The sequence below is a fragment of the Pantoea sp. EKM101V genome (genome assembly GCF_011800325.1).
Lineage (GTDB): Bacteria > Pseudomonadota > Gammaproteobacteria > Enterobacterales > Enterobacteriaceae > Pantoea > Pantoea anthophila.
This window is the reverse complement of record NZ_JAALFP010000003.1, coordinates 187265-213619: the sequence shown is the minus strand read 5'-3', so window position 1 is coordinate 213619 and position 26355 is coordinate 187265. Positions and strand designations below refer to the sequence as shown.

Here is a 26355-nt window from a genome sequence, read left to right as displayed (position 1 = left end):
TACAGCGCGACCTCACAGTATTGGTATGCGGAGCAATGGAGGCAAACAATATCTTTGATCGTGTACGCAATTTCCGCGGTTCAGGATAGGCAAGGCGGCGATAAAAGCGCAGGCTGGGCGCCAGCGTTGTTACGACGTTGTTAATGTTACCGCCCTTTACTGGCACGTCCTTTGCTTAATTCCTGACAGGTCAGCCTGCCCGCTGACCATTACGCCCCTGATTAAATCAATCAAATTGATTTAATTAACCGACAGCCTGTTGCTGCATAGTGGAGAAGACCATGTCACAGCGTTATACCCCCCGACTCAAAGCCGGCTTTGCCGCCTTACTGATGTTAAGCGCAGGCAGCGCAACGGCGGCCACGCAGATTAATGCCCTGTTTATGACGCAGGCCGCCTACAGCGAAAATGATATCCGCGCCATGACGCAGAACTTTCAGAAAGCGCATCCGGATGTCAGCGTCAATCTGGAGTTTGTTCCCTATGAAGCCCTGCATGACAAGATCGTGGCGGCGCGTGGTGCGGGCGGCAATGGCTATGACGTGGTGCTGTTCGATGCCATCTGGCCGGCAGAATTCAGCCGGTTCGATCTGCTGCAGGATGTCTCATCACGCATTACCCCCGACGAAAAAGAGAAGGTTTTCCCGGGTGCGATGAACACGGTGGTCTTCAAAGGCAAAACGCTCGGCATGCCGTGGATCCTCGACACCAAGTACCTCTATTACAACAAAGCGATGCTGGCGAAAGCAGGCATTACGACGCTGCCAGAAACCTGGCAGCAGGTGCTGGATGACGCGAAAATCATTAAAGAGAAAAAGATCGTCACCTATCCGCTCGTCTGGAGCTGGTCTCAGGCGGAAGCGCTGGTGTGTGATTACACCACGCTGGTCTCCGGCTTTGGCGGCCAGTTTTATCAGAACGGCAAGCTCAGCTTCTCCAGCCCGGCCTCTCTGAAGGCGCTGGCGCTGATGAAAAGCTCACTCGATCAGGGGCTGAGCAATCCGGCGTCGCGTGAATATCTGGAAGAGGATGTGCGTAAATCGTTCTCCAATGGCGATGCGGCGTTCGCGCTGAACTGGACCTACATGTACAACATGGCCAACGATCCAAAGCAGAGCAAAGTGGCGGGTGAGGTGGGCATCATGCCTGCGCCGGGGGATGCACCGGGCAAAGTGGGTGCGGTCAACGGCTCAATGGGGCTGGGTATCACCAAAGGCAGCAGCCATGCGGATGAAGCGTGGCAGTACATCCGCTATATGACCTCTCAGCCGGTGCAGAATCAGTATGCGAAACTCAGCCTGCCGATCTGGAAATCGTCCTATCAGGATGAGGCGGTGAAAAAAGGTCAGGAGAGTCTGATTGCCGCGGCGGATAAATCGCTTAACGTGATGCTGTCACGTCCTGAGACGGCCGACTACTCGCGCCTGTCGAACCAGCTCCAGCAGCAGTTGCAGCAGGTGTTACTGGGCAAAACGTCGGCCCAGGATGCGATGGCGACGGTCGATAAAAGCGCCGCCCGGCTGCGTTAAGGAGTGATGATGCTGAGTCTGCGTCAACGCGAACAGCGTCAGGCATGGGTGCTGCTGGCACCCATGCTGCTGGTGATGCTGCTGCTGACCGCCTGGCCCCTGGTGCGCACAATCTGGCTCAGCTTTACCGATGCTGCGCTGATTGGCAGTGGGGAAACGCCAGGCTGGGTCGGGCTGGAAAACTACCTCTATGCGCTGAGCGATCCCGATTTCCGGGCTTCGATCTGGCGCACCCTCTATTTCACCGTGGTTTCTGTGGTCTGTGAAGGGATCATCGGCGTGCTGGTGGCGCTGCTGCTGAATCAGCGATTCCACGGACGCAACGTGCTGCGGGTGCTGGTGATCCTGCCGTGGGCGCTGCCCACGATTGTCAACGCCATGATGTGGCGGCTGAACTTCAACCCCGACTACGGCAGCATCAACGCCCTGCTCACCCAGCTGGGCATTATTGACGGCTATCGCAGCTGGCTGGGGTCGCCGGATGCCGCGCTGAATGCAGTGATGTTTGCAGACATCTGGAAAAACTATCCGCTGGTGACCCTGCTGGTGCTGGCTGCGCTGCAGTCGATCCCCGACGATCTGTTTGAGGCGGCGCGACTGGATGGAGCCTCCGCCTGGCGTCGTTTCCGGGCGATCACCTTCCCGGCGATTGTCGCGCCGCTGGGCGTGGCGCTGGTGTTGCGCACCATCGATGCCTTTAAAATTTTTGACATCATCTATGTGATGACGCGCGGCGGGCCGGTGGACAGCACCAAAACCCTGAGCTTCTTCGTCTATCAGGAGTCGTTCAGCTACCTGCGCGCGGGCAGCGGCGCTGCCTACGCGATCCTGATGACCCTGATGTGCGCCCTGCTGATCACGCTCTATCTGCTGATGTTATGGCATCAGCGCCGCCGGAGTTCCGCCTATGAAAACTAAACTGCGCCAGGGGCTGCGTTACGGGGCTGCGCTGCTGGTCGCCCTCAGCATTCTCGCCCCGATGGGCTGGCTGTTTCTGATGAGCGTCAGTTCCGCCAGCGATCTCTCCCGGGTGCCGTTAGAATGGCTGCCGCGCCAGTGGGATTTCAGCCGCTATCAGGGGCTGATTTCGCTGGCACCTGGCCAGCCGGGCGCGATCTTCCTGCATGCGCTGGGAAACAGCCTGCTGGTCGCGTCGGTCGCCACGGCGATCTCCCTGCTGCTGGCGATCCCGGCGGCGTTCAGCTTCTCGCGCTACAGCGGTCGCGAGGCCTGGCTTTCCGGCGCCCTGGCGATCTATATGGTGCCGCCCGTGGCCTTTGTACTGCCGCTCTACTTCCTGCTGCAACAGCTAAGTCTGCTCAACACCCGTCCCGGTCTGGTGATGGTCTACTGCTCGCTGATCCTGCCGTTTCTGACCTGGATGCTGAAGAATCAGTTCGACGCCCTGCCCCGTGATATCGAACAGGCGGCCCGGCTGGATGGCCTGCGCTTCTGGCAGGTTCTGCTGCGCATCACGCTGCCGCTGGCAAAACCGGTGCTGGGTGCCGCTGCCCTGTTTGGCTGGCTGCTCGCCTGGGATGAGTTTTTTTACGCGCTGCTGTTCACCAGCAATCTGTCGGCCCAGACCCTGCCGGTCGCCATTGCCGGTTTTACCGCCGGACGGGCGACGGATGACGGGCTGATCGCCGCCATTGGCATTCTGGCATCGGTACCGCCTCTGTTTATCGCCATCTGGCTGCAGAAAACGCTGGTCAGTGGCCTCACCAGCGGGGGAAGTAAGGGATAACTATGAACCATTCCACTGTCGCCACCCTCTATGTGGTGGGCAATATCAACGTCGATTTAATCATGAGTACGCTCAGTGACTGGCCGCAGCGCGGCACCGAAGTGATGCTGCAGCACAGTGAGCTTCGTCCCGGCGGCTCGGCCGGAAACTGCGCGCTGGCGCTGGAGGCGATGCAGGTGCCGCATCGCGCTATCGCTAACCAGGGTAATGATGGTCTGAGTCACTGGCTGGCCAGCCATTTTCCGCACAGCGCGAAGCAGTGGCCGCGCTACGCCTGCGAGACGTCACTGACGGTGGGCGTCACTCACCCCGATAACGAACGCTCCTTTCTCAGCAACTACGGGCACATCACCCTGCTGACCGTCGACGATGTGCTGGCTCAGCTGCCGCCCCAGGCCGTCCCGGGTGACATCGTGCTGCTGTGCGGCACCTTTCTCTGCCTGGAACTTTATGCACACTATCCCGCGCTGCTGGCCACCTTACAGCAGCGTGGTTTTTGTGTGGCGGTGGACACCGGCTGGCCGCCAGCGGGCTGGAGCGATGCCCTTCGCTTACAGATTGCGGCATGGTTAGCGGACTGCGACTGGCTGCTGCTGAATGAGGTGGAGGCGCTGGGTCTGGCGGGCGCAGAGTTGCTGGAGCAGAGCGGCAAACAGCTGTCAGCGCGGCTCAGCGGCCGCGGCGGATGTGTGATCAAGTGCGGCGCGGAGGGCGCACGCCTCTGGTCTGCCGCCTCTGTGCAATTTGCCGCCGCACAACCGGTAACGGTGGTCGACACCATCGGTGCGGGGGACAGTTTCAATGCTGGTTTCCTCACGGCTCTGCTCTATCAGCACTCCTCTCATACCGCCCTGCGCTGGGGCATTGACGTGGCGTCACAGGCAATCAGTAGCTCACCGCGCCGCTATCCCAGCTGGCAACAACTCCAACTTTCAAATGAGGTGCGCTGACCATGGCCAGTGTTGAACTTGTACAGGTGGCGAAGCGCTACGGTAAACAGAGCGTACTGCAGCCGCTGGATTTAACTATTCCTGACGGCACTTTTACCGTGCTGGTCGGTCCCTCCGGCTGCGGTAAATCCACCCTGCTGCGGCTGCTTGCGGGTCTGGATAGCGTCTCTGACGGCGACATCCTGCTCGACAAAAAGCGCATCAACGATCTCGACCCCGCCGACCGGGATATCGCGATGGTGTTTCAGAGCTACGCGCTCTATCCGCACCTGACCGTTGCTGAGAACCTGGCGTTTCATATGCAGGTGAAAAAGGTGAAGCGCGAGGAGCAGAAGAGCAAAATCGCCCGGATTGCGGGCATTCTCGGCATCGATCAGCTGTTGCAGCGCTATCCCCGGGCTTTATCGGGCGGACAGCGGCAGCGCGTGGCGATGGGCCGGGCGATGGTGCGCAACCCGCAGGTATTTTTGTTCGATGAGCCGCTCTCGAACCTGGATGCGCAGTTGCGGATGGAGCTGCGCGCCGAAATCAAATCGCTTCATCAGCGTTTTAAAACCACCATGGTTTATGTCACCCACGATCAGGTCGAAGCGATGACGCTGGCCGATCAGATCGTGGTGATGAAGGATGGCGTTATCGTGCAGCAGGGTGCGCCGCTGGCGATTTATGATCGCCCGGTTAACACCTTCGTGGCGCGGTTTATCGGTTCACCGCCGATGAATCTGCTGGATGCCCGCTTTGAAGTACGGGACGCCGTGCCAGGCGTCTGCTGTGGTGAGCAGTGGCTGCGGCTTCCTTCCCGCTGGCACCGTGCCGCACAGCAGCAGGCGGGTCAGCCGGTCACGCTGGGCGTGCGCCCTCACGATCTGATCACCGATGTCAGCGGGCAACCGGCAACGGTGAATATCGTCGAGATTACGGGGGAGTCGACGCTGTTACATCTGGCGTGGCAGGGATTTTTGCTGCATATGCAGCTGAGCGGCCGCAGTGATGCCGTGCCGGGTGGCACGCTGCCGGTAACGGTTAATCCGGACAAGATGCACCTGTTTGATGCCGTCAGCGGTGAGCGCCTGACAGAGGCGTAATGAATCTGCATCAGACAGCCCACACAGAGGGCTAACCCGCCAGGGATGGCGGGTGTTGCGACTTTGCGGAAGGCATCTGCTCCGTCGCCCTGTCCGGCAGCGACGGCGTTGTCAGTGCGTTTTATGCCAGGTGAAACTGCTCCACCGTCTGCGCCAGCTGCTGCGCCTGATCCTCCAGTGAACTGGCGGCGGCGGACATCTGCTGCACCAGCGCGGCGTTCTGTTGGGTGGTGCCATCCATCTCGTTGACGGCAATCGTGACCTGACTGATGCCACGCGCCTGCTCGTCAGAGGCAGTGACAATCTCACCGATAATTCCCTGCACCGAGTTCACCGCCTGCATCATCTCCTGCATGGTCTTACCGGCATCGTTCACCAGCCGGACGCCGCTTTCGACCCGCACGCTTGACTCTTCGATCAGCGCGCCAATCTCTTTCACAGCGTTGGCACTGCGCTGAGCCAGATTACGCACCTCACTGGCGACCACGGCGAAGCCGCGTCCCTGTTCACCAGCACGCGCCGCTTCCACTGCCGCATTCAGCGCCAGAATATTGGTCTGGAAAGCGATGCTGTTGATCATCGTGGTGATATCGCCAATTTTCTTCGAGCTGTCATCAATCTGCGCCATGGTCTGCACGACCTCACCGACCAGCGTGGCACCGCGGCTGGCGATGTGCGTGGCGTTTTCGGTCAGGCTGGTCGCCTGCTGTGCGTTGTCGGCGTTCAGACGAATCGTGGCGCTAATCTGCTCCATGCTGGCGGCGGTCTGCTCCAGCGCGGCAGCCTGCTCCTCGGTGCGCGACGCCAGGTTGAGGTTGCCACTGGCAATTTCCCCCGCCCCCTGACGCACCGATTCACTGGCATCTTTAATCTGTCCCACAATCTGTCGCAGCTGGGTCTGCATGGTCTCAAGGGCAAAGAACAGGCTGCTGCGATCGCCCTTCTGCACGGCAATCGCGTTATCCAGTTTGCCATCGGCTACCGCCAGCGCGATCTGCGCCGCTTCAATCGGCTCGCCGCCAATCGGACGCAGCACCTTACGGCTGAACAGCATACCCAGCACCGTACCGACCAGCAGAATGCTCACCACCATCAGGATCACCGCCCACATCAGCTGGCGGTTGGCGGCGGCCATCACCTGGCTGACCGGCGCGACCACACCCAGATACCAGGGCTTATCGCTGTTGCCGATCACGACTGGCTGCCAGGTGACCAGCGCCTCTTCACCCAGTACCGCATCAAAATGCTGCACCACCTTCGAGGTAAAGTTATCGGTTTGGCCTTTCCAGGGTTTTCCGGCCTCCTCTTTAACCGGCGATGAGACCACATTGCCGCCATTGGAGAGCAGCAGCGCATAGCCGGTGCCCTGCCAGGGTTTAATCTGGTTCACTTTCGCTTGCAGCGAGGCCAGCGAAATATCTGACGTGACGACCGCCTTCAGCGTGCCCTGATCCATAATCACCGCAGCCACCGAAGTGAGTAATGTCGGCACGCCGTTATAGGCGTAGCTATAGGGTTCGGTAAGCGTATCTTTTTGGGACTTTTGCGGGATGAGATAGTAGTCGCCCTGTCCCGGCGTGAGGTAAGAAAGCAGCGGATGCATGGCGTAATGGCCTGAGGCATCGCGGTCAACAAACCAGGCATAGCGGCCCTGTGGCGCCTGACCCTGCTGGGTGGCGAACTCCGCATCGCGGCCATCGAACGCATTCTGTTCGAATATCACTGACATCGACAGATACTCAGGATTGGCGCGCAGCGCATATTCCATCACTTTGTCCGCTGCCTTGCGATCGGTAATGCCTGCATGCGGTAAAGCGATCAGACTTTGTCCAAGATGACTGGCCACATCGCGCGCATGCGTCAGCTCCTGCTGCACCTGCAGACCCCGGCTCTGGGCAATCTGCTGCAGATACTTCTCTGCCAGCGCTTTCTGCTCTTTACCGGACTGCCAGCTGAGGACACCTATGGTGACGGTAAAGCCCAGCGTGATGGTTAAACCGCCCATGAGCAGCATCTGCGCACGGGTACTCATTTTTTTCTTTTTTAGTAACGAACTGGACATAATTTTTTCCCCTGGAAATGATCCTGCTCTTTACCTCCTTGTGGTTATAGTGCTCCTGAGATCATCTATCGGCGGCGTTTTTTTGAACTTTACCCTGCGCTCAGCCTGCGGCACCCAGAACGCCGCCTGATTATTTCGGGGAAATTGATCGCTAAGGGATTATGTCGTGAATGGTGAACGGGATTTTTTTGATCTGCGACAATACAGCCGCTCTCCACAACTGTCAGTTTATGTAAAACATTGCTGCAGACCCTTATCACTGTGGAGAGAAATCAATGATTGGTAAATTCGGTTTAACAGGTGGGTTAATTATCTGGCTGGCTTATGTTGCCTGGATTGTACATTACTACTCAGACACCTTTATTCAGTTCTCCCGCTAAACAGACAGGGCCTTCGGGCCCTTTTTTCTGTCCTCAGGTTCGCCAGCGTATTCTGTGAGCCGATTGTTTGTTATTATCGCCTCATTCTGTGAGCCGAATAAGATGCGTGATTCGGCTCATTTCCTGACCCTGAGCTGACGATGAACACCCACTGGATCTGGCAACAGGCCGACTGGCCCCACTTTCACTGGCAGGATGCTGTGCTGTTACCGCGCCTGCGCCATCTGCAGCAGCAGCGCGGCCTGCTGCTGGGCCGCGCCAGTCTGCACCCCGACAGCGAAAGCCAGACGCTGGATACCCTGCTCAGTAATATCCTCTCCTCATCGGCCATTGAAGAGGAGCGGGTTAACGTGCAGTCGGTCCGCTCGTCGCTGGCGCGGCGGCTGGGCGTCACGGAAGAGCAGCCCTGGCCGGTCTCTGACCGCTCAGAAGGCCTGGCGGCGATGATGCTGGACGCGATCAACAACCGCAGCCAGCCGCTGACGATGGAGCGACTGTATCAGTGGCATCACTGGCTGTTTCCGGCAGATGAATGGACGGTGCAGCGTCTGAGCGTCGGGATGTTGCGTGGCAGCGAGCCGATGCAGGTGGTTTCAGGGCGTATTGACCGGCCTACCATCCATTTTGAAGCCCCGCCGCGTGACGGACTGGAGCCGCAGCTGGCGCAGTTTATAGCGTGGTTTAACCAGAGCCAGCAGGACGTCATGCTCGACCCGTTGCTGCGGGCCGCGATCTGTCACCTCTGGTTTGTGACCCTGCATCCCTTTGATGACGGCAACGGCCGCATCACGCGGGCACTTACCGACCTGGCACTGGCGCAGGCCGACAGTCAGAGTATTCGTCTCTACGCCATGTCTCCCGCTATTCTGGCGCACCGTGCGGACTATTACCGCATTCTGGAACAGACGCAAAAAGGCGACACCGACATCACCCGCTGGCTGGTGTGGTTTCTGGATATCCTTGATGAGAGCCTGCAACAGGCGATGAGCGTGATTGACCGCACGCAGATTAAGGCGCGATTCTGGCTGCGCTATCAGGGAACGGGACTGAGTCAGGAGCAGGTTAAAGTGCTGAACCGGCTGCTGGATGGCGGCGAGCAGGGATTTGAACAGGGGATCAGCGCCAGTCAGTATCAGAAGGTGGCAAAAGTCAGTAAAGCGACTGCAACCCGACATCTGGCGGATCTGGTCGAAAAAGGGTGCCTTTACCGTCTGGAAGGCGGCGGCAGGAGCACCCGCTATCAGGTTAATACTGGCGAGACACCCTGACTCAGCCGGTTTTGCACGGAGGGAAAAGAGACCGCAGGCAGCGCGATGCCGCTTTCCCGCGGCGATCACCCTTTCAGCGATCCTCCTCGGGTGGCGATGACCTCTTTATACCAGTAGAAGCTTTTTTTGCGGCTGCGCGCCAGTGAACCCTCACCGTTGTCGTCGCGATCGACGTAGATAAATCCGTAGCGTTTAGAGAGTTCGGCTTTCGATGCGCTGACCAGATCGATCGGGCCCCAGCTGGTATAGCCCATGACCTCCACGCCATCTTCAATCGCCTCACGGACCTGCACCAGATGATCGTTGAGGTAGCTGATGCGGTAGTCATCCTGCACGACCCCGGCGGCATCGGGTTTATCTTTCGCGCCAAGCCCATTCTCAACGATAAACAGCGGCTTCTGATAGCGATCCCACAGCAGATTGAGCAGCGTGCGCAAGCCGATCGGATCAATCTGCCAGCCCCATTCAGACGCGGGCAGATGGGGGTTCGGCACCATACTCAGGATATTGCCCCGCAGCTGCTGATTCAGCGCGTCATCGGCGGTGACGCAGCCGGTCATGTAGTAGCTGAAAGAGATGAAATCGACGGTCGATTTCAGCGCTTCACGGTCGGCGTCGGTGATCTCAAGGGCAATTTGGTTGTCGCGGAAGAAGCGCAACATGTAGCCCGGATAAGCGCCACGGCACTGAACGTCGCCAAAGAATTGCCATATCCGGTTCTCCTGCAGCGCTTCCAGAACATCTTCGGGTTTGCAGCTCAATGGATAGACCAGCCCACCCAGCAGCATGTTGCCGATTTGGGCGTCAGGGATAATCTCATGGCAGGCTTTTACCGCCAGCGCGCTGGCGACCAGCTGATGATGAATCGCCTGATACACCTCCCCTTTGCTGGCGGTTTCCGGCAGACCCACCCCGGTCAGCGGAGCATGCAGCGACATGTTAATCTCATTAAAGGTCAGCCAGAGTCTGACTTTATGCCGGTAACGGGTAAAGACGGTGCGGGCGTAGTGACTGAAGAAATCAATCACCCGCCGATTGCCCCAGCCCCCATACTGCGTCACCAGACCCCAGGGCATCTCATAGTGTGACAGTGTCACAAGTGGCGTGATGTTGTGCGCGGCCAGCTCGTCAAACAGCCGGTCATAAAAAGCCAGACCTGCCTCGGCAGGCTGCTGCTCATCACCCTGCGGAAAGATGCGTGTCCATGCAATTGAGACCCGCAGGCAGCTGAAACCCATCTCGGCAAACAGGCGGATATCCTCCGGATAGCGGTGGTAAAAATCAATCGCCACATCCTTGAGGCTGTGACTGCCGGGGCCCCGCTCGCAAACCGGACCAAAAATCCCCTGCGGCTGAAGGTCGGAGGTCGAAAGGCCTTTACCCGCCTCACGCCAGGCCCCTTCCACCTGATTTGCGGCAACGGCGCCGCCCCATAAAAATGAATCCGGGAAAGTTTTCATGCTGTTCTCCTGTTATTGATGGCTGAGGCTGAGTAACGGTTGTCCGGCCGTCACGGTGCTGGCTGCAGCCGTGATGACATCAGCGTAGTCATCGCTGTTACTGATAATGATGGGAGTGGTCAGGTCATAGCCGGCATCAAGGATCGCCTGGCGATCAAATTCCAGCAGCAGATCGCCCGGTTGAATTTTGTCGCCTGCGCTGACGTGTGCGATAAACGGCTCGCCGTCGAGCTTCACCGTATCGATGCCGACGTGGATCAACAACTCGACGCCGCTATCACTCAGCAGGCCGATGGCGTGCCGGGTCTGAAACAGCGAGGCGACCTCACCAGCAAATGGCGCGATGACTTTGTTATCAAGCGGAATGATGGCGACACCGCGTCCCAGCAGGCCACTGGCGAACGTGGCATCCGGCACCTGATCGAGCGCCAGCACGGTGCCAGACAGCGGGGAAAGAATCGCGTTTTCGTCTGAGGAGCGGGCTGTCGCCGCCACAGGGGGGGCGGCTTTGGGCATACCGGCAAGCAGGGTCATGCCACAGCTCAGAACCAGCGCCAGCACTGTTCCGGCAATCCCGCCCCATAGCGTGGCATCGACCCCACCGGGCGGGATCATCTGAGCAATCGTGAAGACGTTGGCAAAGCCAAAGGAGTAAACGTGTGTGTGGCTGAAGCCGACAATCGCCCCGCCGATAGCACCCGCCACGCAGCCAAAAATAAAGGGACGACGCAGCGGCAGATTGACGCCATACACAGCCGGTTCGGTAATTCCAAAAATTCCTGCCGTCACGGACGAGCCAGCCAGCACCTTCTGTCGGGCATCGCGGCTGCGCAGGAAAATCCCCAGCGCGGCGCCAACCTGACCCATGACGGCGGGCAGCAGCATCGGCAGCATTGAGTCGTGCCCCAGCACCGCCAGGTTGTTGATCATGAGAGGCACCAGCCCCCAGTGCAAACCAAAGATCACACAGACCTGCCACAGCGCACCCATGGCGGCGCCAGCCAGCCAGGGGGCCAGTGCATAAATCCACTGGTAGCCGTTGGCCAGCATCATGCTCAGCCAGGTGGCCACGGGGCCAATCACCAGAAAAGTCAGCGGCACGGTAATGCCCAGGCAGATCAGGGGCGTAAAAAAGTTCTTCATGGAGGCAGGAAGCCGCCTGTTGCTCTGTTTTTCCAGCCAGCAGCTCACCCACGCGGCAAGAATCACCGGAATGACCGACGCACTGTAGTTGAACCAGGTGACAGGGATACCCAGAAACGCGTCCGCCATTGCACCGGTCTGCTGGCTGGCATTAAAGGCGGCGATCATGGTCGGATGGGTGAGTGCCCCACCGATTACCATGGTGATGAAGGGATTGCCACCAAACTTCTTACCGGCGGTATAACCCAGCACCAGCGGGAAAAAGAAGAACAGCGCATCACTGGCAGCAAACCAGATTTTATAGGTGCCGCTCTCAACGGAAAGCCAGCCGCAGACCACAGCCAGGGCCAGCAGGCCTTTAAGAATGCCCGAAGCGGCCAGAATGCCGATAAAAGGGGTGAAAATACCTGAAATGATGTCAATAAGCCGGCTGAAAAGGTTACCGCCACTGGCGTTTTCATCCGTTGCGACAGGAGCGTCATCGCGCAGTCCCGCTTCAGCGCGAACCGCCTGCCAGACCGCATGCACATGGTTGCCGATGACGACCTGGAACTGCCCGCCGCTTTCAACCACCATAATCACACCCGGGTTTTTCTTCAGTGCCTCCGCATCCGCCTTATGACTCTCTTTCAGTCTGAAACGAAGCCGGGTGGCGCAATGCTCCAGGCTGACGATGTTCGCTTTACCACCCACATGGCTGAGGATCTCCTGCGCCAGTTTCTGATATTCCATCTCTCTTTCCTTACAAGCAATGTCCGCAGACATCCGTTGAGGGAGCCAAAAATAAAAAAACCTGAGAACGACCTCTTTTCAGAGGCCGCGCTCAGGTTTTGCCTGCACGACGCAGTAACAATCCAGTTTAAGGGGGTTTAACGCCCCTCTTTTCTCACCCGTTCGATATGAATGGCGAGAAACATCATCTCTTCCGCTGTCAGATCGCGCTGATAGCTTTGCTGCAGATGCTGCGCGATCTTCACCGCGCATTTCCACGCTTTGGGATAGTTCTCTTTGACCGCGGTATGGAGTGACACATCATCGTCATCAACGACGGTGCGTGTCAGCATCCGCTGGGCAAAAAACTTCAGATGGGTGACGAACCGCTGGTAACTCAGCGATGACTCGTCATAGTCCAGCTGCAGCTGATACTTCACCAGTTGCAGAACGTCCTGCATCACCCGCGTCACATCCATCACTTCCGGCATTTCGTTGTTGAGCTGAGCCGTTACCAGATGAAGCGCGATAAATCCGGCTTCATCCTCAGGCAGTTCCACATTCAGACGACGGGCGATGATGGCGCGGGCTTCCTGACCCAGCTCGAACTCCCGGGGATAGAGTCGCCTGATATCCCAGAGCAGCACGTTTTTTATCGCCAGCCCCTTCTTCTGCCGCTCGATGGCAAAGAAACAGTGATCCGTTAATGTGATGTAGAGACTCTCCTGCAGTTTCCCTAATCGCTGTGCTGCCAGGTTGATAATGCGGTCACAGGTCGTCATGACCTCAGCAGGGATCTGGTTCAGTAACTCCTCAAGACGGCGCACCAGAAGATCGCTTTGCAGCGCGAATACTTTCTCAATCTGCGCGGTATCAAGACTGTCCCCGACACGCTTCTGAAAAGCCAGTCCGCGTCCCATCACGACCTGCTCACGTCCCTGTTCGTCCTGAACCACCACCACATTGTTATTAAGCACTTTGGCGATTTTCATCCAGACCCCAAAAACAAAAAACCTGACCTCCGGCTGACGCCAGAAATCAGGTTTTGCCTGCCTGAGCAGTAACAATCCAGTACGCGCACTCTACCATTTTTAAGGCGGACCTCAATCTGCCTCGGTGAAAAGCGTGACGGCGATCCTGCTGCACAGGGAAATTTAAAATGTCACCACGGTTTTACGTTTCGTCACCCAGGCATCCTGAGTGCGGGCGATACCCGCCGGGTGATGCCAGTACTGAATGCCGGGCTGCATTTCCAGCCAGCTGAAGGGACGAGCAAGGCAAAAAAAACCTGAGCGCCTCACAGTGGCAGAAACCGTGAGACGCTCAGGTTTTCCTGTTAAACAATAACAGCTCTTTGCAGATAAAGGGGCCACACTAATATCGATTGCATGCAGTGAAAAAACCGGGGAGTTTCTGTTTCAGAAAAAGTGTGAGCGAATTAACATGCCGCAGATACTGAGATCGCGAAAGCATAATAAAAAACCGGAAAAAGACATCCTGAATAATGACAAATAATTTAACGACTCCTTCCGGATATCAGGATGGAGAAGGTTTATTATTTTTTTATGAAGATGAGCTGGCTTCCGGATTATTGACAGCCTGTTCAGGTTATGCAACCATCAATTGAAGGCAAAATTATTTTTTAATAAATTTGCCATTTATTATTGTGATAAGGAAATTTCAATGCGTGAACTAACTCTGACCGAAGTAAACTCAGTCTCAGGTGGCAATGTTGGTGAAATTATTGTTGGTGGTGTTAAGCTGATTAACGATTTATTCAATACCTCCCTGCTCTCTTTTCCAGGGAGGCTTTTGGATACCATCGGGTTAGGAAGCATTCATCACGCCCTTGATTCAATCGGCTTTGCCATATTTACAACGATTGCTTCATTAGGCAGTGCGCTGGGTGGCGATGCCAGTCAGATTAACTACCATTTCAATGAAGAATGGGGGGGTTAAATATAATCTATCCGGATATGAAGCCACAGTTTATGTGGCTTCATTCACAGTGACCGAATGATGACTACAAGGTCGCTTTAAAAAGCCTCCTGGTTAGAGGTGAAGAGTAGAGGTAATGAGGGTCATACTTATCGAGCGTCGCTTTTGCAAAACGCCAGTCATATCCATCGGTGATACCCTGAGTTAAGCTATCAGGAATAAGGGTGTCGATAACAGTCTCATTATCCCAGGCATCTTTTTCTGAATATCCCCAGCCTTTGCTCCACTCAACGCGTACCGTTGCATAATCGCCAGAATAGTGATTAAACACCCACTCTTCCAGCTCTCTGAAAAACTTCAGTGAGTCGGGTGTGCCAGGCATTGTCAGATTATCCAGCCAGATTGCAACATCCCATTCAGGGTGAGCATCAACAGGCCGGGCTGCGGAGAGTGCAGGAGGAACAGCTCCAGCAATATCGGTATCAGCTGGATTATCTAAACCGGTCACACGAATTTCAATCGGACCATTCATGGGATAAGCGTTGGATTTTTTATAGATATCCACCATGCTCTCATACTTCGCCTTAAATTCACTGAGTACCTTTTGAATGTTCTCTCTGCGGGTGATGATGACATAGCCGTTAGCCGTCACCCGAAGGGTGTCTGGCTTGATATACATCAAGACGTCTTTGCTCCACCCCCACAGGTCGCTACTGATTGTCGCACCAAGTCCGATATTAACCAGATTGAACATCACGTTTCCTAATGAAGGTGTGAGTTCCGGAAAGCCATTATGAATCTTACTGACCAAATCGGAAACCTGAACAGGAATATTATCCGAAAAAGGATAGTTAAAGGGAGAATGGACGGGTTTGGATATCCTGTTGTAGGCTGGAGATTCTGTCCAGATTTTTAACCATGGTGTGGTAGTAAACGGAAACCAGATGATCTCAGCACGACCGCATTTATCCAGATAAGAGGTATAGGTTCTGATACCTTCACCCTCCTGACCAAATAATTCGACGGCGGGAACATTGACAAAACTTTGGCAGCGTAAACGCTTGTTGCGCGGCACCTGAAGTTTAACTTCATAAATAAATGCTCTCCCGACATGCACCATAAATGCTGATATCTCCGGGTTGGTTCTTTCGAACGTTTTCAACACGTACTGCTTAAGATTGTCATCCCATACAATAGCTTTAAGTTCGACAATGTTATTGCTGACCGTTCCCCAGCTCCCCCCTGCGGGGCGTTCTTCATTGACAGAGGCGATGCCGGTCCCATGTCCTCCTATTGCGAGGACACCGCCAAGCGTCAGATCGCCTGGTGCAGGCATGCTGTAAAAGCCTAGTTTCTTTTTCTCAAGCAGAGTAACCAGAGCTTCCATCTGAATGCCGGTCTGAGCCGTGACATAGCCGTAATCACCATGTTTGACTATCGTTGCAGCATTAAGATGTTTCGTCATATCAACCAGAACAACGTCGCTGTTGTCAGCATTATTATCAATAGTCAATCTTGACCAGTTATGCTGAATGCCTACCGGGCGGACTTTAAATTTATTATCAACAGCCCAGTTAATGACATCAAGTAACTCAGCACTGGTCTTAGGTGAACATGAGAGAATATTTTTTCCGGATGTCTCTTTTGACCAGTTTAAAAAATCAGTGCGGTACGTTTTTAACGGGAATGCAGTTGCAATCAGGTTGTTCATAGAATGTCCTTATTTATACTCTTCAGATTTAACGGTAAACACATCCACCACAGAAAAATGAGACAGCCCCACTTATAACAATGGCTTCATACAGACTCAATCCATAATTAACACATATAATACCTCCAAGAAGTCCCCAGAAAATTGAGATGGTCAGCGCAGATAAAAGTGTTTGTATCGTTGGAACTGCTCTTCCTGCGTGAGCACTTAACAGATATCTTGTTACGCCACCGAAAAAGGATATCAGCAAGAAGACCACCAGCCAGATTGTTTCAGGTTCACTTCTCATATATCTCCCCTGACATGTTAACGCCTCCTGTCGCACCAGGAGTGGTTATAGTGATAAAGAAGATCAGTGCAATGCTCAAATAAAAAACAGAGTGCGACGTGTAAATTTTCTGAGCCAGGTCATTTTCTTTTGTAAAAAGAAATAGAGCTTTTCATTACAGGTGATAAAAACGAGGCTTTTGGGTATAAAAAACTGAACGCCTTTGCTTTTTGAGTAAGTCAGGTTCAAAAGGGGGTCTATTATCTGAAGTTTTTTTCTCAACAGATAGAAAAGCTGAGAGATATTATTAGCAGAGATGGATTTATATCTTGCTTCCCATATCTGTAAGATTAAATCTGCAACATCAATCTCCCTTACCTTCCTGCTTTTGATCATAAAAATAAAAAGTGTGAATTCGTTCCTGCTCAGGGAAATTACCTTTCCTTTACAAAACAGGCTTCTGGTTTTTTTATTAACAAGTATAATCAAAATCGAACCTCCTCTCCGTTTTTTATGATCTCTATACATGACAGGCGGTAGATGTTAATTAAAAAGAAGTCCAATATGATAATTTTTTTGGAAAGGGCGTTTTTAATGTACAGATTCATAAAATAATTAAAAAATTCAGTAGCATCTTCCTGTTCAATGATTGGGGGGGGCGGAAGGGTTTCCACATTCTCTTTCCGGACTTAAGCAGGGTTTACTCTATTTCTGGGGAAATGATTTATTGCAGAAGAGATTGATAAAAGCGGAACAGGCATGCTGATCCTGTCTGAGCGCGACCGTCATCACTGATGGGTCGCACAGAAAGGCAGAGGAATAGTGCGGGCAAAGAATTTTGATGAGCTTATATTTTACAGAAAAGAATTTTAATGTGCATTGCCCCCCCGCCTGTTCTGTCATAATCAGAGCGCTCAGGAATAACGATGAACGATGGGGCTCATTCAAGGAGATAATACGGATGAGACGGAAAGAGAATATAAAGCCAGGAGAGTTACAGTCAGAAACACAACGCCGGAAGGTTCGCTTCCGGCGTTATAGAGAAGATTAGGCCGCTTTTACTGCGCGCACTTTCTTAGCCGCAGGCTCATCAGCCTGATTGTCAGCATCATCTGAGCGGGAAGCGTGGGTCGTCGCCTCCGGCAGTTTGCTGGTGCGAAGGATATGCTGTACCGACTCTTTCTGCTCAGCAATCAGCAGGCCCAGCGTTTCCGCCTGTGCTTCATCCATCGCGGGCTGATGCTGTAACAGCCAGTCGGTGAAGGCTTCGGCCATATCGAGCATTTTGTCGTAGGCATCGGCCTCTTTCTTATTGGCAAACGTCATCTTCTCTTCACCCTTTCTGACTACTACAAATTTTGTTTCAACAGCCATCTTTTCGCCCTCAGGTACTGTGTATACATACAGTATATCATGCTCGGTTTGCTTTGCCAGCAGAGAATGGAGTTTAACGGGAACAGGCAGTCAGACCTTGTTATTGCGCAGGGTTTGTTACTCAGACGCGAACTCAACGGTGAGTTTGCCGCAATCCAGCATGCCGTACTGCTTTTTGCCCGTAACGCGTTCTGCATAAAAAGGGACCAGCCATTGCTCAGCCGGGCCGCTTATCTCTGCGTCAATGAACCGTATGCCCTTCTGGCGGGCGACTTCGGCTGCTTCATGCCAGTTTTGCTAGTCGTTGGGTTGTCTCAGCCAGGCACTCAGCACGGTCTGTTTTGCCTGCTCAACCGTGTAATGTTTGCACGCCGCAAGATTTTCCTCACTGTAGTACTGGTCACCCGTTTTCAGATAGATCAGCGCTCCTGTCCCTGTCAGGGCCAGCAGAACAAGCCCCGTAAAACCGAACACTGTACCCTTCACAACACTTCTGATCATAACGCCACGCATTGATTGATTTTAAGCAGCCACTCTCTGAGCAGGCGATACAGGCATTACACCAGCAACTCTTCCAGGAACTGTGCCAGCGCTTTACGCGGATCATCCTCTTCCGAGACGATCACTTCGATCCCCCACTGCCCCAGCACCTCTTTGGCCACCGGGTTGTTGCGGTTGGTAAACAGGTACGATTTTGGCCGGGCCGTTGCCAGCCCGGTGCGACCCCACATTTTCGTCAGGCGGTAAAAGAGCAGGCGAATGTTAAAGTCACTGATGCTGTAGCCGACAAACAGCACCGAATTGCCCATCACGTCGTGGGTGAGTTTGATGTCGAGCGGCGAGTCGAAATAGAGACGCTCAAAATAGCTGCTTTCGTCCAGCACGATGGAGGTATCGTCGTCGAAATCGCCGTGAAGTTTGATGATATGTCGCTTCTCTTCGGTCAGCGACACCAGATCGGCGGCGTTCGCCACTTTATAATAGGGAACCCCATGCGCGTCGTGCGCCGCTTCCAGCCAGCGATCGTAGTTAGTGGTGTAGATACGGGAGAAATTACCCTGCGTAATCATGGTGTGAATTTCAGAAGAGCGGACATCAATATCGGGCCGGTGCCACTCGCGATCCATCCAGCTGCGCAGCGGACCCAGCGAGCCTTTTTTCTGTTTGTAATACTCCGCCAGCGACAGGTGCGTGCCGTAAGTATTGAAGATTTTTGGATCGTAGCCCAGTTCATGCGCGAGGTGCGCAATCAGCTCATGCCACTCCGGCAGGCCGAAATTGCGTGAGATACCGGCACCGGCAAACAGAATCAGTTTGCCGGAATCATAGGCGCGTTTGAGTTCAGGTTTCATGCCACTCCCCGGGCGGTTTTCAAAAAGGTGGCGAAGCGATCCAGAGCAATGCGCCGCATGGAGATCTCATTCTTGAGTTCACCCATTTCGGCAAAGGTCTGCTCATAGCCTTCGGGAATAAAGACGCAGTCCCACTGAAAGCCGCGCGTGCCAGCAGGTTTTGCCGCGATGGTGCCGCGCAGCTCGCCTGAAAACTGATACATCTTGCGGCCGTCACAGTAACCCAGCACCGTTTTGGCCGTGACGGCCTGGCTGTCGAGACCCTGCACCAGCGCCGTAAAGCGCTCGGCATCGAGGCGATTCCAGAAGATGCGGGTCAGACCCGCGGGCAACCCATTCAGGCCATCCAGATAGAGGCCGGTGTGCTCAACAAACAGCGGCCGCCCGATCAGCGCGAAAGCTTTGGTCAGCTTGTCACGCACCAGGTCAAGCTCGTTTTCTGTCTGTATTTCTTCGATGCGACGGGCGATGGGCAGCACTTCGACCCCGACAGGTTCGAGTATCTTGCGCACCTCCGCCAGCTTTTGCTCATTGGCAGAAAGGAATCTGATTTTCATGGGCTTCCAGGGCTGAAACTCCGCCACACAACAGAATTTTTTATGAATTTGAGAGGGCAGGATAAAACAGTCACGCCGGAGAGTGTAGTGCAATTATCGGCTTATCAGCATGCCATGCACCAGACCGGTTACCACAGTGCAACCGGTCTGGCGGTGTCAGTAAACGATACCCGGCGGGTTTATCAGGGAGTGGTCGACGGCCTCATCCTGTTCACCCCAGCGGGCCAGCACCTGCTGATACTGGCCGCCCGCGATGGTGCCATCCAGCGCAGTCTGCAGTGCCGGGGCCAGGCCATTGCCCTTTTTGGTGGTGACGGCGACCCAGGCACGAAACGGCCCGTTGCCCACCAGTCGGGTCTGGCCGCGCGACGCGGCTTTCCAGGCGGCCATAGAGTGCGGGCCAAACAGGGCGTCGGCCCGTCCCGACAGCAGCGTCAGCGTCGCAGAGGCATCATCGGTCAGATAGATTGGCGTCACGGCAGGCAGGCCTTTTGCCCGGTTCTGCGCATCCCAGCTCAGCAGGATCCGCTCCTGATTGGTGCCCGACGACACGATAATGCGCTTCCCGGCAATGTCAGCAGGCGCACTGATCTGACTGATCGGACTCTCCTTTTTCACCGCGAAAGCGTGGTTGTCGGCACGATAGGTGGCAAAGTCGAACTTCTTCTTACGCTCTTCGGTGACGGCGATATTAAACATTGCCACATCATAGCGCCCGGCGCTGATCCCCAGCGGCCAGTCCTCCCATGAGGCCGGCACCAGCTTCAGCTTTAACCCCAGACTGTCAGCCAGCAGCCTGGCGATGTCGGGATCGCTGCCGATGCGGGTCACGTTGTCAGAGGCCAGCAGCGCCAGCGGCGGCGAGTTTGTGGCTGAGGTCGCCACGGTCAGGGTACCCGGCTCGATAAAGTGATAGTTCGCCGGAATTTTAGCGATCGCCAGCGGATTAGCCGGAGCATGGATGGGCGTTTCGTTGCGGCGGATGTCGGGCTTTTCCGGGGCGGCCATGGAGAGCGCCGGGATCAGCCCCGCGAAAGCCAGCGCCAGGGGCGTCAGGCGCCTCATAAGACGCGCGCCAGGAAGCGACGGGTGCGCTCGTGACGCGGATTGCTGAGCACCTGCTGGGTCGTGCCCTGCTCCACAATCCGGCCATCCACCATAAAGACCACATGGTCAGCCACTTCGCGGGCAAATCCGATCTCGTGCGTCACAATGACCAGCGTGGTGCCGGAGCGCGCCAGCTTCTTGATCACATCGAGCACTTCGCCGACCAGTTCCGGGTCCAGCGCCGAGGTGGGTTCATCGAACAGCATCACCCTGGGATTGAGCATCAGCGCCCGCGCGATAGCGATGCGCTGCTGCTGCCCGCCTGACAGGTGGCGCGGCCAGGCATCAGCTTTGTGGCGCAGGCCGACAATGTCCAGCAGTTCACCGGCCCGCTGAATCGCCGCCTGCCGGGAGAGCTGGCGATGCGCAATCGGTGCTTCAATCAGGTTATCCAGCACGCTCAGGTGCGGGAACAGGTTAAAGTTCTGGAAGACGTAGCCGACGTTTATGCGCTGCCGCAGAATCGCCTGCTCCTTCAGCTCATAGAGCTTGTTGCCGCGCTGCTGATAGCCGATATAGTCGCCATCAATCTGAATAAAGCCTTCATCGACCCGCTCCAGATGATTGATGGTGCGCAGCAGGGTGGATTTACCGGAGCCGGAGGGGCCGAGGATCACCGTGACCGAGCCAGGCGGCAGGGAGAGCGAGACATTATCCAGCGCTTTATGTTTGCCAAAACGTTTGCTGACGCCGGTGATGCTGATGGCCCCGCTGGTGTGAGAAAGGCGATAATCAATGGCTTCGGACATGGCTGATCTCCTCGGTCGGTTGAAGTGGCGAGACGCGGTTGCGCCATTGACGCCAGCGAGAGGGTTGCGGTTCACGCGTTACGCTGCGGGCCATCCAGCGTTCTGCGTTGTACTGAATGACGGAGAGCACGGTGGTGATAATCAGATACCACGCGGCACCCACCATCAGCAGCGGAATGACCTCCTGATTGCGGTTATAGATCATCTGAATGGTGTAAAAGAGCTCCGGCATGGCCAGCACATAAACCATCGTCGTGCCTTTCGCCAGGCTGATGATCTCGTTGAACGTGGTCGGAATAATGGTGCGCAGCGCCTGCGGCAGAATGATGCGGAAGGTGCGGCGCGTGGCAGAGAGGCCGAGCGCAGAAGCCGCCTCCACCTGCCCCTGATCGACACCGAGAATGCCGCCGCGAATGATCTCCGCGCTGTAGGCCGCCTGCACCAGTGTCAGGCCGATGACCGCGGCCGGAAACTGTCCCAGCACATTGATGGTCTGAAACGCGCCCCACGACAGGCCGGTAAACGGAATCCCTATCGAGAGCGTTTCATAGAGATAGGAGAAGTTATAAAGAATAATCAGCACGACGATCAGCGGCAGTGAACGAAACAGCCAGATGTAGCCCCATGCCAGCGTGCTCAGCAGCCAGGAGGAGGAGAGGCGCGCCAGAGCCAGCAGACCGCCAGCCAGCAGGCTGAAGATCGTCCCCAGCAGGGTGAGCAGCAGCGTCTGTCCCAGACCGTGCAGGATCACCGGATCAAAGAACCAGCGTGCAAACACCCCCCACTCCCAGCGCGGATTAAAGGCCACCGACTGCACGACGCCTGCCAGGATAAACAGCGCAACGATCGCGCCAGCGGTGCGTGCCGGATAACGGGCCGGCACCACCTGTAACTGTTGATGCTGAGGTTTACTCATCGTCGATCCTTAACTCGCTTCCGCGACGTTATACACGCCAATCACTTTAATAAAACGCAGTCGCCCGTCGTGGGGCGGCTGACCGTAACGCTCCAGATCGCCGCTGAGATCGAACTGAGGCTGATAACCGTGACCGGTGTAGAGCCGGACGGCCTCAGGCTGACGGAAGCCGGTGGTGAGAAACAGCCGCTGGTAACCCGCCTGCAGGGCCCGACGCTCCAGCTCCTGCAGGACCACCAGCGCCAGACCCTGACGGCGCAGATCGCTGCGGGTCCAGATGCGCTTCAGCTCGGCGGTCTGCGGGTCATAAGGTTTGTAGGCGCCCATCGCGATGATCTCGCCGTCGCGCTCCAGCACGATAAACAGCCCCTGCGGCGGCAGATACCACTCTGTCAGCTCCTGCTCCTTAAGCCGGGCAAAATAGTCGCCGTAGCGTGCGGCATATTCACCGAACAGGCCGCCCAGGATCGGTTGCAGCTCCGGCGCCTCGGGCGACACCTCGCGAAACGTTAATTCACTCATCTCAGCTCCTTAATCGCCCAGTCCGGCGGGATTAACTTCAGAATGACCAATCTGCTCAACGCCTTCGCCCCAGCGGTTAAGCACCTTCTGATAGTCGCCATTGCCGATCACGCCATTCAGCGCCGTGCTAATCGGTTCGGCCAGACCGCTGCCTTTTTTCACCGTCACCGCAATGTGAGCCGCTTTTGGCCAGCCCCCATCCACACTCCCCACCAGCCGGGTTTTCCCGGTCAGAGCCGCCTTCCAGGCCCCGATCACATTCGGCCCGAAATAGGCGTCTGCCCGACCCGACTGGAGCGCCAGCGTCTGTGCGGCATCATCTTTGGCATAGATCGGCGTAAAGGGTTTCAGGCCCTTAGCCTGATTCTCTTTATCCCACGCGAGCAGGATCGCCTCCTGATTGGTGCCGGATCCCACGATGATCCGCAGTCCGGCAATCTCCTCCGCTTTGGTCAGCGACTGAATCGGGCTGCCGGTCCGGACATAAAAGCCCAGCGAGTCTTTGCGATAGGTCGCGAAGTCGAACTTCTCTTTGCGTGGCTTCGTCACGGTGATGTTCGAGATTGCCGCGTCATACTTGCCCGAGGCGACGCCGAGCGGCCAGTCCTCCCAGGAGGTCGGGACAACATTCAGCTTCAGTCCCAGGCTGTCGGCGACCAGCCGTGCGATATCCACCTCGCTGCCGAGCAGAGTTTTGTTGTCGTCAGAAAAGACCGTAAGCGGCGGAGAGTTAAGCGCGGCCACCGCCACGGTAAATGCGCCCGGCACCACAAAATGGTGACCGGCGGGCAGCTGCGCGATGGCCTCCGCATTTTTCGCGGTGTTGATCGGCGCTTTATTGGCTTCCACGCTGACACGCTGGCCGTTGTAGGAGACGCTGGTGCCCTCTGCCAGAGCGTGGCTGCTGGCGGCCAGCATAAGCAGAGCGATGAGACGTAAGGGTTTTTGCATGATCCGGACTCTTATTGTGAGGTGAACTGATTAATGGGGGATTTCAGGGCGAAGCTGTCGCGCAGGGTGGTGCCCGGATAGTCACGGCGCGTCAGGCCGCGTGCCTGCAGAATCGGCACCACCCGATCGACAAAGCGTTCAAAGGTGTCAGGCGTGCCGCCATTGATGATGAAGCCGTCAGTGGCGTGGGTTTCAAACCAGAGCTGCAGGCCATCCGCCACCTCTTCAGGCGTGCCGTGAAACAGGGGGCGCGGGGTGGCCGCTTCCAGTGCCGCCTGACGCAGGGTGTGCCCCTGCTCTTTCGCTTTGCGTTTGATCTCGTCGGTGGTGCTGCGGAAGCTGTTCTGTCCGATGTCGCCGATATCGGGGAACGGCTGATCCAGCGGGTACTGCGAAAAGTCGTGATGGTCAAAGAAGCGTCCAAGGTAGTTCAGCGCATCAGTCACCGAAACCAGCGCCGCAGTGGTCTGGTACTGCTGTTCGACGTCATCGGCGTTATCGCCCACAATTACGCTGACACCCTGAAAGATGTGCAGCTCTTCCGGCTGACGGCCATTGTCTACCAGTTGCTGCTTCACATCCTGATAGAAGGCCTGCGCCTCTTCGCGCGTTGGCTGATGGGTAAAAATGGCGTCGGCATGGCGCGCCGCCAGCTTTTTGCCGTCTGCGGATGCGCCCGCCTGGAAGATAATCGGACGCCCCTGCGGGGTGCGGCCGATATTCAGCGGCCCCTGCACCTGGAAGAAGTCACCGTGATGATCCAGGGTGTGCAGCTTAGCCGGATCGAAAAACTGCCCGCTCGCCTTGTCCCGCACAAACGCATCCTGCTCCCACGAATCCCACAACCCTTTCACCACCTGCAGATACTCATCGGCAATGCGGTAGCGCAGCGCATGTTCCGGATGCTGCTGACGGGAGAAGTTTTTTGCCGATCCTTCCAGCGGTGACGTCACCACGTTCCAGCCTGCGCGCCCGCCGCTGAGATGATCGAGGCTGGCGAACTGACGCGCCACGGTGAACGGCTCGCTGTAGGAGGTGGAGACGGTGCCGACCAGCCCCAGGTGCTCCGTGACACCGGCCAGCGCCGAGAGCAGCGTCAGCGGCTCAAAGCGGTTAAGAAAGTGGGGAATCGATTTCTCATTGATAAACAACCCGTCGGCGACAAACAGAAAATCGAGTTTGCCCTGCTCCGCCTTACGGGCGATTTTTTTGGCGTAATCCAGGCTGATGCTGGCATCGGCCTGGGCCGCCGGATGGCGCCAGGCGGACATGTTGCCTGAGGCGCCATGCAGAATGGTGCCCAGCCGAAGTTGTCTTGTGGTCATGATGTTCTCTCTTTTTTAGTCGTCGCGGTGCCTGACGACGCTGTTCAGCACCGTCGTGCGGTTACGGCAGCAGATAAATGCTATTCAGAGTGGAAGGGATGCCTGACATCGCGCACTGAGATGTTGCAGCGCCTGGCGGGCCAGTTGAGCGAAGTAGTCAGCGGCGGGCGCAATCAGCGCCTCGTCGGGGGTAAAGCTGGCGTGATGCAGGCCAAACTCGCTGGCGCTGCCGATGCTGACAAAGGCGCCGGGCACCTGTTGCAGATAAAAAGCAAAGTCTTCACCCAGCAGATGCAGTTCGGCGGTCTGCACCCGGTAACCCGCCTGGCGGGCCACATCGCTGCAGAATCCTGCCCAGTGGTGATCGTTGATCAGCACCGGCGGGCCAGGCTGCCAGGTCAGGGTCGCCTGCGCGCCATTGGCCGCGGCAAACTGCTCAACCAGGGTACGCACCCGCTGCTCCAGGTCGGCGCGCACCTGCAGATCGTGCGTACGCGCCGTGCCGCCAAATTCCACCCCGCCCGGCAACACATTCCAGCTTTTGCCGCCGTCGATGCGGGTGATGCTGAGCACCAGGCTGTCGAAGGCGTTAAAACTGCGGCTGGTGAGTCCCTGCAGTGCCTGAATAATCTGGCTGGCCGTCACGATGCTGTCGACGCCCTGCTCCGGGTAGGCGGCATGGGCACCTTTGCCGGTCACGCGGATGATGAATTTGTCGGCATTGGCGTAGAACGCGCCGCTGCGGGTGGCAAACGTACCAAGCGGCAGCGAAGGTTCGTTGTGCATCCCGAAGATAGCCTGCACCTCATCCAGCACGCCCGCCCCGATGAACTGCCGGGCACCACGCGCAATCTCCTCGGCGGGCTGAAACAGGATGCGCACCCGTCCGGACAGGGTGTCGGCCTGAGCCTGAAGCTGCAGGGCCGCGCCCAGCATCACCGCGCTGTGCAGGTCGTGACCGCAGGCGTGCATCACGCCGGGATGACGGGAGTGAAAGCGCACCCCGCTCGCCTCATGGATCGGCAGCGCGTCAATGTCGGCGCGCAGAGCAATCGCCGTTTTACCCTGGCCGATTTCAGCAACCACGCCGGTTTCCAGCGGGTAATCGCGCAGCCGGATGCCTGCGGCCTGCAGCCAGCCGCGCAGCCGTGCGGTCGTCGCAAACTCCTGACCGGACAGCTCCGGCCAGGTATGCAGTTCGCGTCGCCATTCAATCAGTTGTGATTCAGGGTACATGATGACTCTCCGCT

At 56.5% G+C, this 26355-nt stretch carries 24 protein-coding genes and 1 pseudogene; 8 read left to right on the top strand and 17 right to left on the bottom strand.

What is annotated here, in order from left to right; genetic code table 11:
* The first annotated feature begins 281 nt into the window (after positions 1-281).
* Genes HFD92_RS07205 through HFD92_RS07185 form a run of 5 tightly spaced genes read left to right on the top strand, consistent with a single transcriptional unit; the run spans position 282 to position 5311 of the window.
* On the top strand, positions 282-1529 hold the full coding sequence (locus HFD92_RS07205) for an extracellular solute-binding protein (protein WP_167428625.1): 1248 nt from the start codon (positions 282-284) through the stop codon (positions 1527-1529).
* A gap of 9 nt (positions 1530-1538) precedes the next feature.
* Positions 1539-2447 (top strand): carbohydrate ABC transporter permease, encoded by a 909-nt coding sequence (locus HFD92_RS07200; RefSeq protein ID WP_058958074.1) that lies wholly within the window; start codon positions 1539-1541, stop codon positions 2445-2447.
* Complete coding sequence (locus HFD92_RS07195) at positions 2437-3276, top strand: carbohydrate ABC transporter permease (RefSeq protein ID WP_167428624.1); 840 nt, start codon at positions 2437-2439, stop codon at positions 3274-3276. Before HFD92_RS07200 ends, HFD92_RS07195 begins: the two co-directional genes overlap by 11 nt.
* Before the next feature lie 2 nt (positions 3277-3278).
* Positions 3279-4226 carry a carbohydrate kinase family protein gene (locus HFD92_RS07190; RefSeq protein WP_111208732.1) on the top strand — a complete coding sequence of 316 codons (948 nt, stop codon included), beginning with the start codon at positions 3279-3281 and terminating at the stop codon, positions 4224-4226.
* A 2-nt stretch (positions 4227-4228) separates the two neighbouring features.
* Positions 4229-5311, top strand: coding sequence for an ABC transporter ATP-binding protein (locus tag HFD92_RS07185; RefSeq protein WP_140029167.1), 1083 nt, complete (start codon positions 4229-4231; stop codon positions 5309-5311).
* A 121-nt stretch (positions 5312-5432) separates the two neighbouring features.
* On the opposite strand, the gene HFD92_RS07180 is transcribed toward HFD92_RS07185, so the two are convergent.
* Positions 5433-7373 carry a methyl-accepting chemotaxis protein gene (locus HFD92_RS07180; protein WP_167428623.1) on the bottom strand — a complete coding sequence of 647 codons (1941 nt, stop codon included), beginning with the start codon at positions 7371-7373 and terminating at the stop codon, positions 5433-5435.
* Between the two features lie 520 nt (positions 7374-7893).
* Here HFD92_RS07180 and HFD92_RS07175 point away from each other — a divergent pair.
* Positions 7894-9021, top strand: a complete 1128-nt coding sequence (locus HFD92_RS07175) for a Fic family protein (protein ID WP_140029165.1) — start codon at positions 7894-7896, stop codon at positions 9019-9021.
* 65 nt (positions 9022-9086) lie between these two features.
* Here HFD92_RS07175 and HFD92_RS07170 read toward each other — a convergent pair whose 3' ends face one another.
* From HFD92_RS07170 to HFD92_RS21665, 4 genes and pseudogenes are all read right to left on the bottom strand, one after another.
* Positions 9087-10481, bottom strand: a complete 1395-nt coding sequence (locus HFD92_RS07170) for a glycoside hydrolase family 1 protein (protein WP_167428622.1) — start codon at positions 10479-10481, stop codon at positions 9087-9089.
* A gap of 12 nt (positions 10482-10493) precedes the next feature.
* The gene (gene bglF, locus HFD92_RS07165; protein WP_167428621.1) at positions 10494-12356 is read right to left on the bottom strand and encodes a PTS beta-glucoside transporter subunit IIABC; all 1863 of its coding nucleotides are present in this window, start codon (positions 12354-12356) and stop codon (positions 10494-10496) included.
* Positions 12357-12493: 137 nt separating this feature from the next.
* Positions 12494-13327, bottom strand: a complete 834-nt coding sequence (licT, locus tag HFD92_RS07160) for a BglG family transcription antiterminator LicT (protein ID WP_009092953.1) — start codon at positions 13325-13327, stop codon at positions 12494-12496.
* 162 nt (positions 13328-13489) lie between these two features.
* A pseudogene (locus HFD92_RS21665) lies at positions 13490-13606 on the bottom strand (hypothetical protein); the annotation flags it as partial.
* Positions 13607-14018: 412 nt separating this feature from the next.
* Here HFD92_RS21665 and HFD92_RS07150 point away from each other — a divergent pair.
* Complete coding sequence (locus tag HFD92_RS07150; RefSeq protein WP_167428620.1) at positions 14019-14294, top strand: hypothetical protein; 276 nt, start codon at positions 14019-14021, stop codon at positions 14292-14294.
* Positions 14295-14358: 64 nt separating this feature from the next.
* Here HFD92_RS07150 and HFD92_RS07145 read toward each other — a convergent pair whose 3' ends face one another.
* The 3 genes from HFD92_RS07145 to HFD92_RS07135 all read right to left on the bottom strand — a co-directional run bounded on the left by HFD92_RS07145 (position 14359) and on the right by HFD92_RS07135 (position 17626).
* Complete coding sequence (locus HFD92_RS07145) at positions 14359-15984, bottom strand: cholesterol oxidase substrate-binding domain-containing protein (protein ID WP_167428619.1); 1626 nt, start codon at positions 15982-15984, stop codon at positions 14359-14361.
* Between the two features lie 28 nt (positions 15985-16012).
* Positions 16013-16273, bottom strand: a complete 261-nt coding sequence (locus HFD92_RS07140; RefSeq protein ID WP_167428618.1) for a phage holin family protein — start codon at positions 16271-16273, stop codon at positions 16013-16015.
* Positions 16274-17299: 1026 nt separating this feature from the next.
* Entirely contained in the window at positions 17300-17626 is a 327-nt protein-coding gene (locus tag HFD92_RS07135; protein WP_046102677.1) for a YebG family protein, read from the bottom strand.
* A gap of 66 nt (positions 17627-17692) precedes the next feature.
* Here HFD92_RS07135 and HFD92_RS07130 point away from each other — a divergent pair, with 66 nt between their 5' ends.
* Positions 17693-18142, top strand: coding sequence for a hypothetical protein (locus tag HFD92_RS07130; protein WP_167428617.1), 450 nt, complete (start codon positions 17693-17695; stop codon positions 18140-18142).
* A 41-nt stretch (positions 18143-18183) separates the two neighbouring features.
* On the opposite strand, the gene HFD92_RS07125 is transcribed toward HFD92_RS07130, so the two are convergent.
* The 9 genes from HFD92_RS07125 to HFD92_RS07085 form a co-directional block, all read right to left on the bottom strand.
* Entirely contained in the window at positions 18184-18978 is a 795-nt protein-coding gene (locus HFD92_RS07125) for an SIR2 family protein (RefSeq protein WP_009092947.1), read from the bottom strand.
* Positions 18975-19535: a non-canonical purine NTP pyrophosphatase gene (locus tag HFD92_RS07120; protein WP_009092945.1), complete on the bottom strand. Its 561-nt coding sequence runs from the start codon at positions 19533-19535 to the stop codon at positions 18975-18977. The genes HFD92_RS07125 and HFD92_RS07120 overlap by 4 nt, the downstream gene beginning before the upstream one ends.
* Before the next feature lie 156 nt (positions 19536-19691).
* Entirely contained in the window at positions 19692-20543 is an 852-nt protein-coding gene (locus tag HFD92_RS07115) for an ABC transporter substrate-binding protein (protein WP_370525224.1), read from the bottom strand.
* Between the two features lie 53 nt (positions 20544-20596).
* Positions 20597-21391: an amino acid ABC transporter ATP-binding protein gene (locus HFD92_RS07110; protein ID WP_009092943.1), complete on the bottom strand. Its 795-nt coding sequence runs from the start codon at positions 21389-21391 to the stop codon at positions 20597-20599.
* A complete protein-coding gene (locus HFD92_RS07105; protein ID WP_167428615.1) occupies positions 21375-22307 on the bottom strand; it encodes an amino acid ABC transporter permease in 933 nt (310 codons plus the stop codon). Before HFD92_RS07105 ends, HFD92_RS07110 begins: the two co-directional genes overlap by 17 nt.
* Before the next feature lie 9 nt (positions 22308-22316).
* Positions 22317-22829 carry a GNAT family N-acetyltransferase gene (locus tag HFD92_RS07100; protein ID WP_167428614.1) on the bottom strand — a complete coding sequence of 171 codons (513 nt, stop codon included), beginning with the start codon at positions 22827-22829 and terminating at the stop codon, positions 22317-22319.
* A gap of 9 nt (positions 22830-22838) precedes the next feature.
* A complete protein-coding gene (locus HFD92_RS07095; RefSeq protein WP_058958193.1) occupies positions 22839-23780 on the bottom strand; it encodes an ABC transporter substrate-binding protein in 942 nt (313 codons plus the stop codon).
* A gap of 11 nt (positions 23781-23791) precedes the next feature.
* Positions 23792-25105 carry an LLM class flavin-dependent oxidoreductase gene (locus HFD92_RS07090; RefSeq protein WP_167428613.1) on the bottom strand — a complete coding sequence of 438 codons (1314 nt, stop codon included), beginning with the start codon at positions 25103-25105 and terminating at the stop codon, positions 23792-23794.
* A gap of 84 nt (positions 25106-25189) precedes the next feature.
* A complete protein-coding gene (locus HFD92_RS07085) occupies positions 25190-26341 on the bottom strand; it encodes an amidohydrolase (RefSeq protein ID WP_167428612.1) in 1152 nt (383 codons plus the stop codon).
* Positions 26342-26355 lie beyond the last annotated feature (14 nt).

Bases quoted from the DNA above. Each gene is read 5' to 3' on its own strand.
- HFD92_RS07200 (WP_058958074.1), top strand. From the start codon at position 1,539: ATGCTGAGTCTGCGTCAACGCGAACAGCGTCAGGCATGGGTGCTGCTG.
- HFD92_RS07195 (WP_167428624.1), top strand. From the start codon at position 2,437: ATGAAAACTAAACTGCGCCAGGGGCTGCGTTACGGGGCTGCGCTGCTG.
- HFD92_RS07085 (WP_167428612.1), bottom strand. From the start codon at position 26,341: ATGTACCCTGAATCACAACTGATTGAATGGCGACGCGAACTGCATACC.
- HFD92_RS07090 (WP_167428613.1), bottom strand. From the start codon at position 25,105: ATGACCACAAGACAACTTCGGCTGGGCACCATTCTGCATGGCGCCTCA.
- HFD92_RS07140 (WP_167428618.1), bottom strand. From the start codon at position 16,273: ATGAGAAGTGAACCTGAAACAATCTGGCTGGTGGTCTTCTTGCTGATA.
- HFD92_RS07120 (WP_009092945.1), bottom strand. From the start codon at position 19,535: ATGAAAATCAGATTCCTTTCTGCCAATGAGCAAAAGCTGGCGGAGGTG.
- HFD92_RS07100 (WP_167428614.1), bottom strand. From the start codon at position 22,829: ATGAGTGAATTAACGTTTCGCGAGGTGTCGCCCGAGGCGCCGGAGCTG.
- HFD92_RS07095 (WP_058958193.1), bottom strand. From the start codon at position 23,780: ATGCAAAAACCCTTACGTCTCATCGCTCTGCTTATGCTGGCCGCCAGC.
- HFD92_RS07180 (WP_167428623.1), bottom strand. From the start codon at position 7,373: ATGTCCAGTTCGTTACTAAAAAAGAAAAAAATGAGTACCCGTGCGCAG.
- HFD92_RS07170 (WP_167428622.1), bottom strand. From the start codon at position 10,481: ATGAAAACTTTCCCGGATTCATTTTTATGGGGCGGCGCCGTTGCCGCA.
- HFD92_RS07115 (WP_370525224.1), bottom strand. From the start codon at position 20,543: ATGGCCGCCCCGGAAAAGCCCGACATCCGCCGCAACGAAACGCCCATC.
- HFD92_RS07110 (WP_009092943.1), bottom strand. From the start codon at position 21,391: ATGTCCGAAGCCATTGATTATCGCCTTTCTCACACCAGCGGGGCCATC.
- HFD92_RS07185 (WP_140029167.1), top strand. From the start codon at position 4,229: ATGGCCAGTGTTGAACTTGTACAGGTGGCGAAGCGCTACGGTAAACAG.
- HFD92_RS07205 (WP_167428625.1), top strand. From the start codon at position 282: ATGTCACAGCGTTATACCCCCCGACTCAAAGCCGGCTTTGCCGCCTTA.
- HFD92_RS07150 (WP_167428620.1), top strand. From the start codon at position 14,019: ATGCGTGAACTAACTCTGACCGAAGTAAACTCAGTCTCAGGTGGCAAT.
- HFD92_RS07175 (WP_140029165.1), top strand. From the start codon at position 7,894: ATGAACACCCACTGGATCTGGCAACAGGCCGACTGGCCCCACTTTCAC.
- licT (WP_009092953.1), bottom strand. From the start codon at position 13,327: ATGAAAATCGCCAAAGTGCTTAATAACAATGTGGTGGTGGTTCAGGAC.
- HFD92_RS07145 (WP_167428619.1), bottom strand. From the start codon at position 15,984: ATGAACAACCTGATTGCAACTGCATTCCCGTTAAAAACGTACCGCACT.
- HFD92_RS07105 (WP_167428615.1), bottom strand. From the start codon at position 22,307: ATGAGTAAACCTCAGCATCAACAGTTACAGGTGGTGCCGGCCCGTTAT.
- HFD92_RS07135 (WP_046102677.1), bottom strand. From the start codon at position 17,626: ATGGCTGTTGAAACAAAATTTGTAGTAGTCAGAAAGGGTGAAGAGAAG.
- HFD92_RS07130 (WP_167428617.1), top strand. From the start codon at position 17,693: ATGGAGTTTAACGGGAACAGGCAGTCAGACCTTGTTATTGCGCAGGGT.
- bglF (WP_167428621.1), bottom strand. From the start codon at position 12,356: ATGGAATATCAGAAACTGGCGCAGGAGATCCTCAGCCATGTGGGTGGT.
- HFD92_RS07125 (WP_009092947.1), bottom strand. From the start codon at position 18,978: ATGAAACCTGAACTCAAACGCGCCTATGATTCCGGCAAACTGATTCTG.
- HFD92_RS07190 (WP_111208732.1), top strand. From the start codon at position 3,279: ATGAACCATTCCACTGTCGCCACCCTCTATGTGGTGGGCAATATCAAC.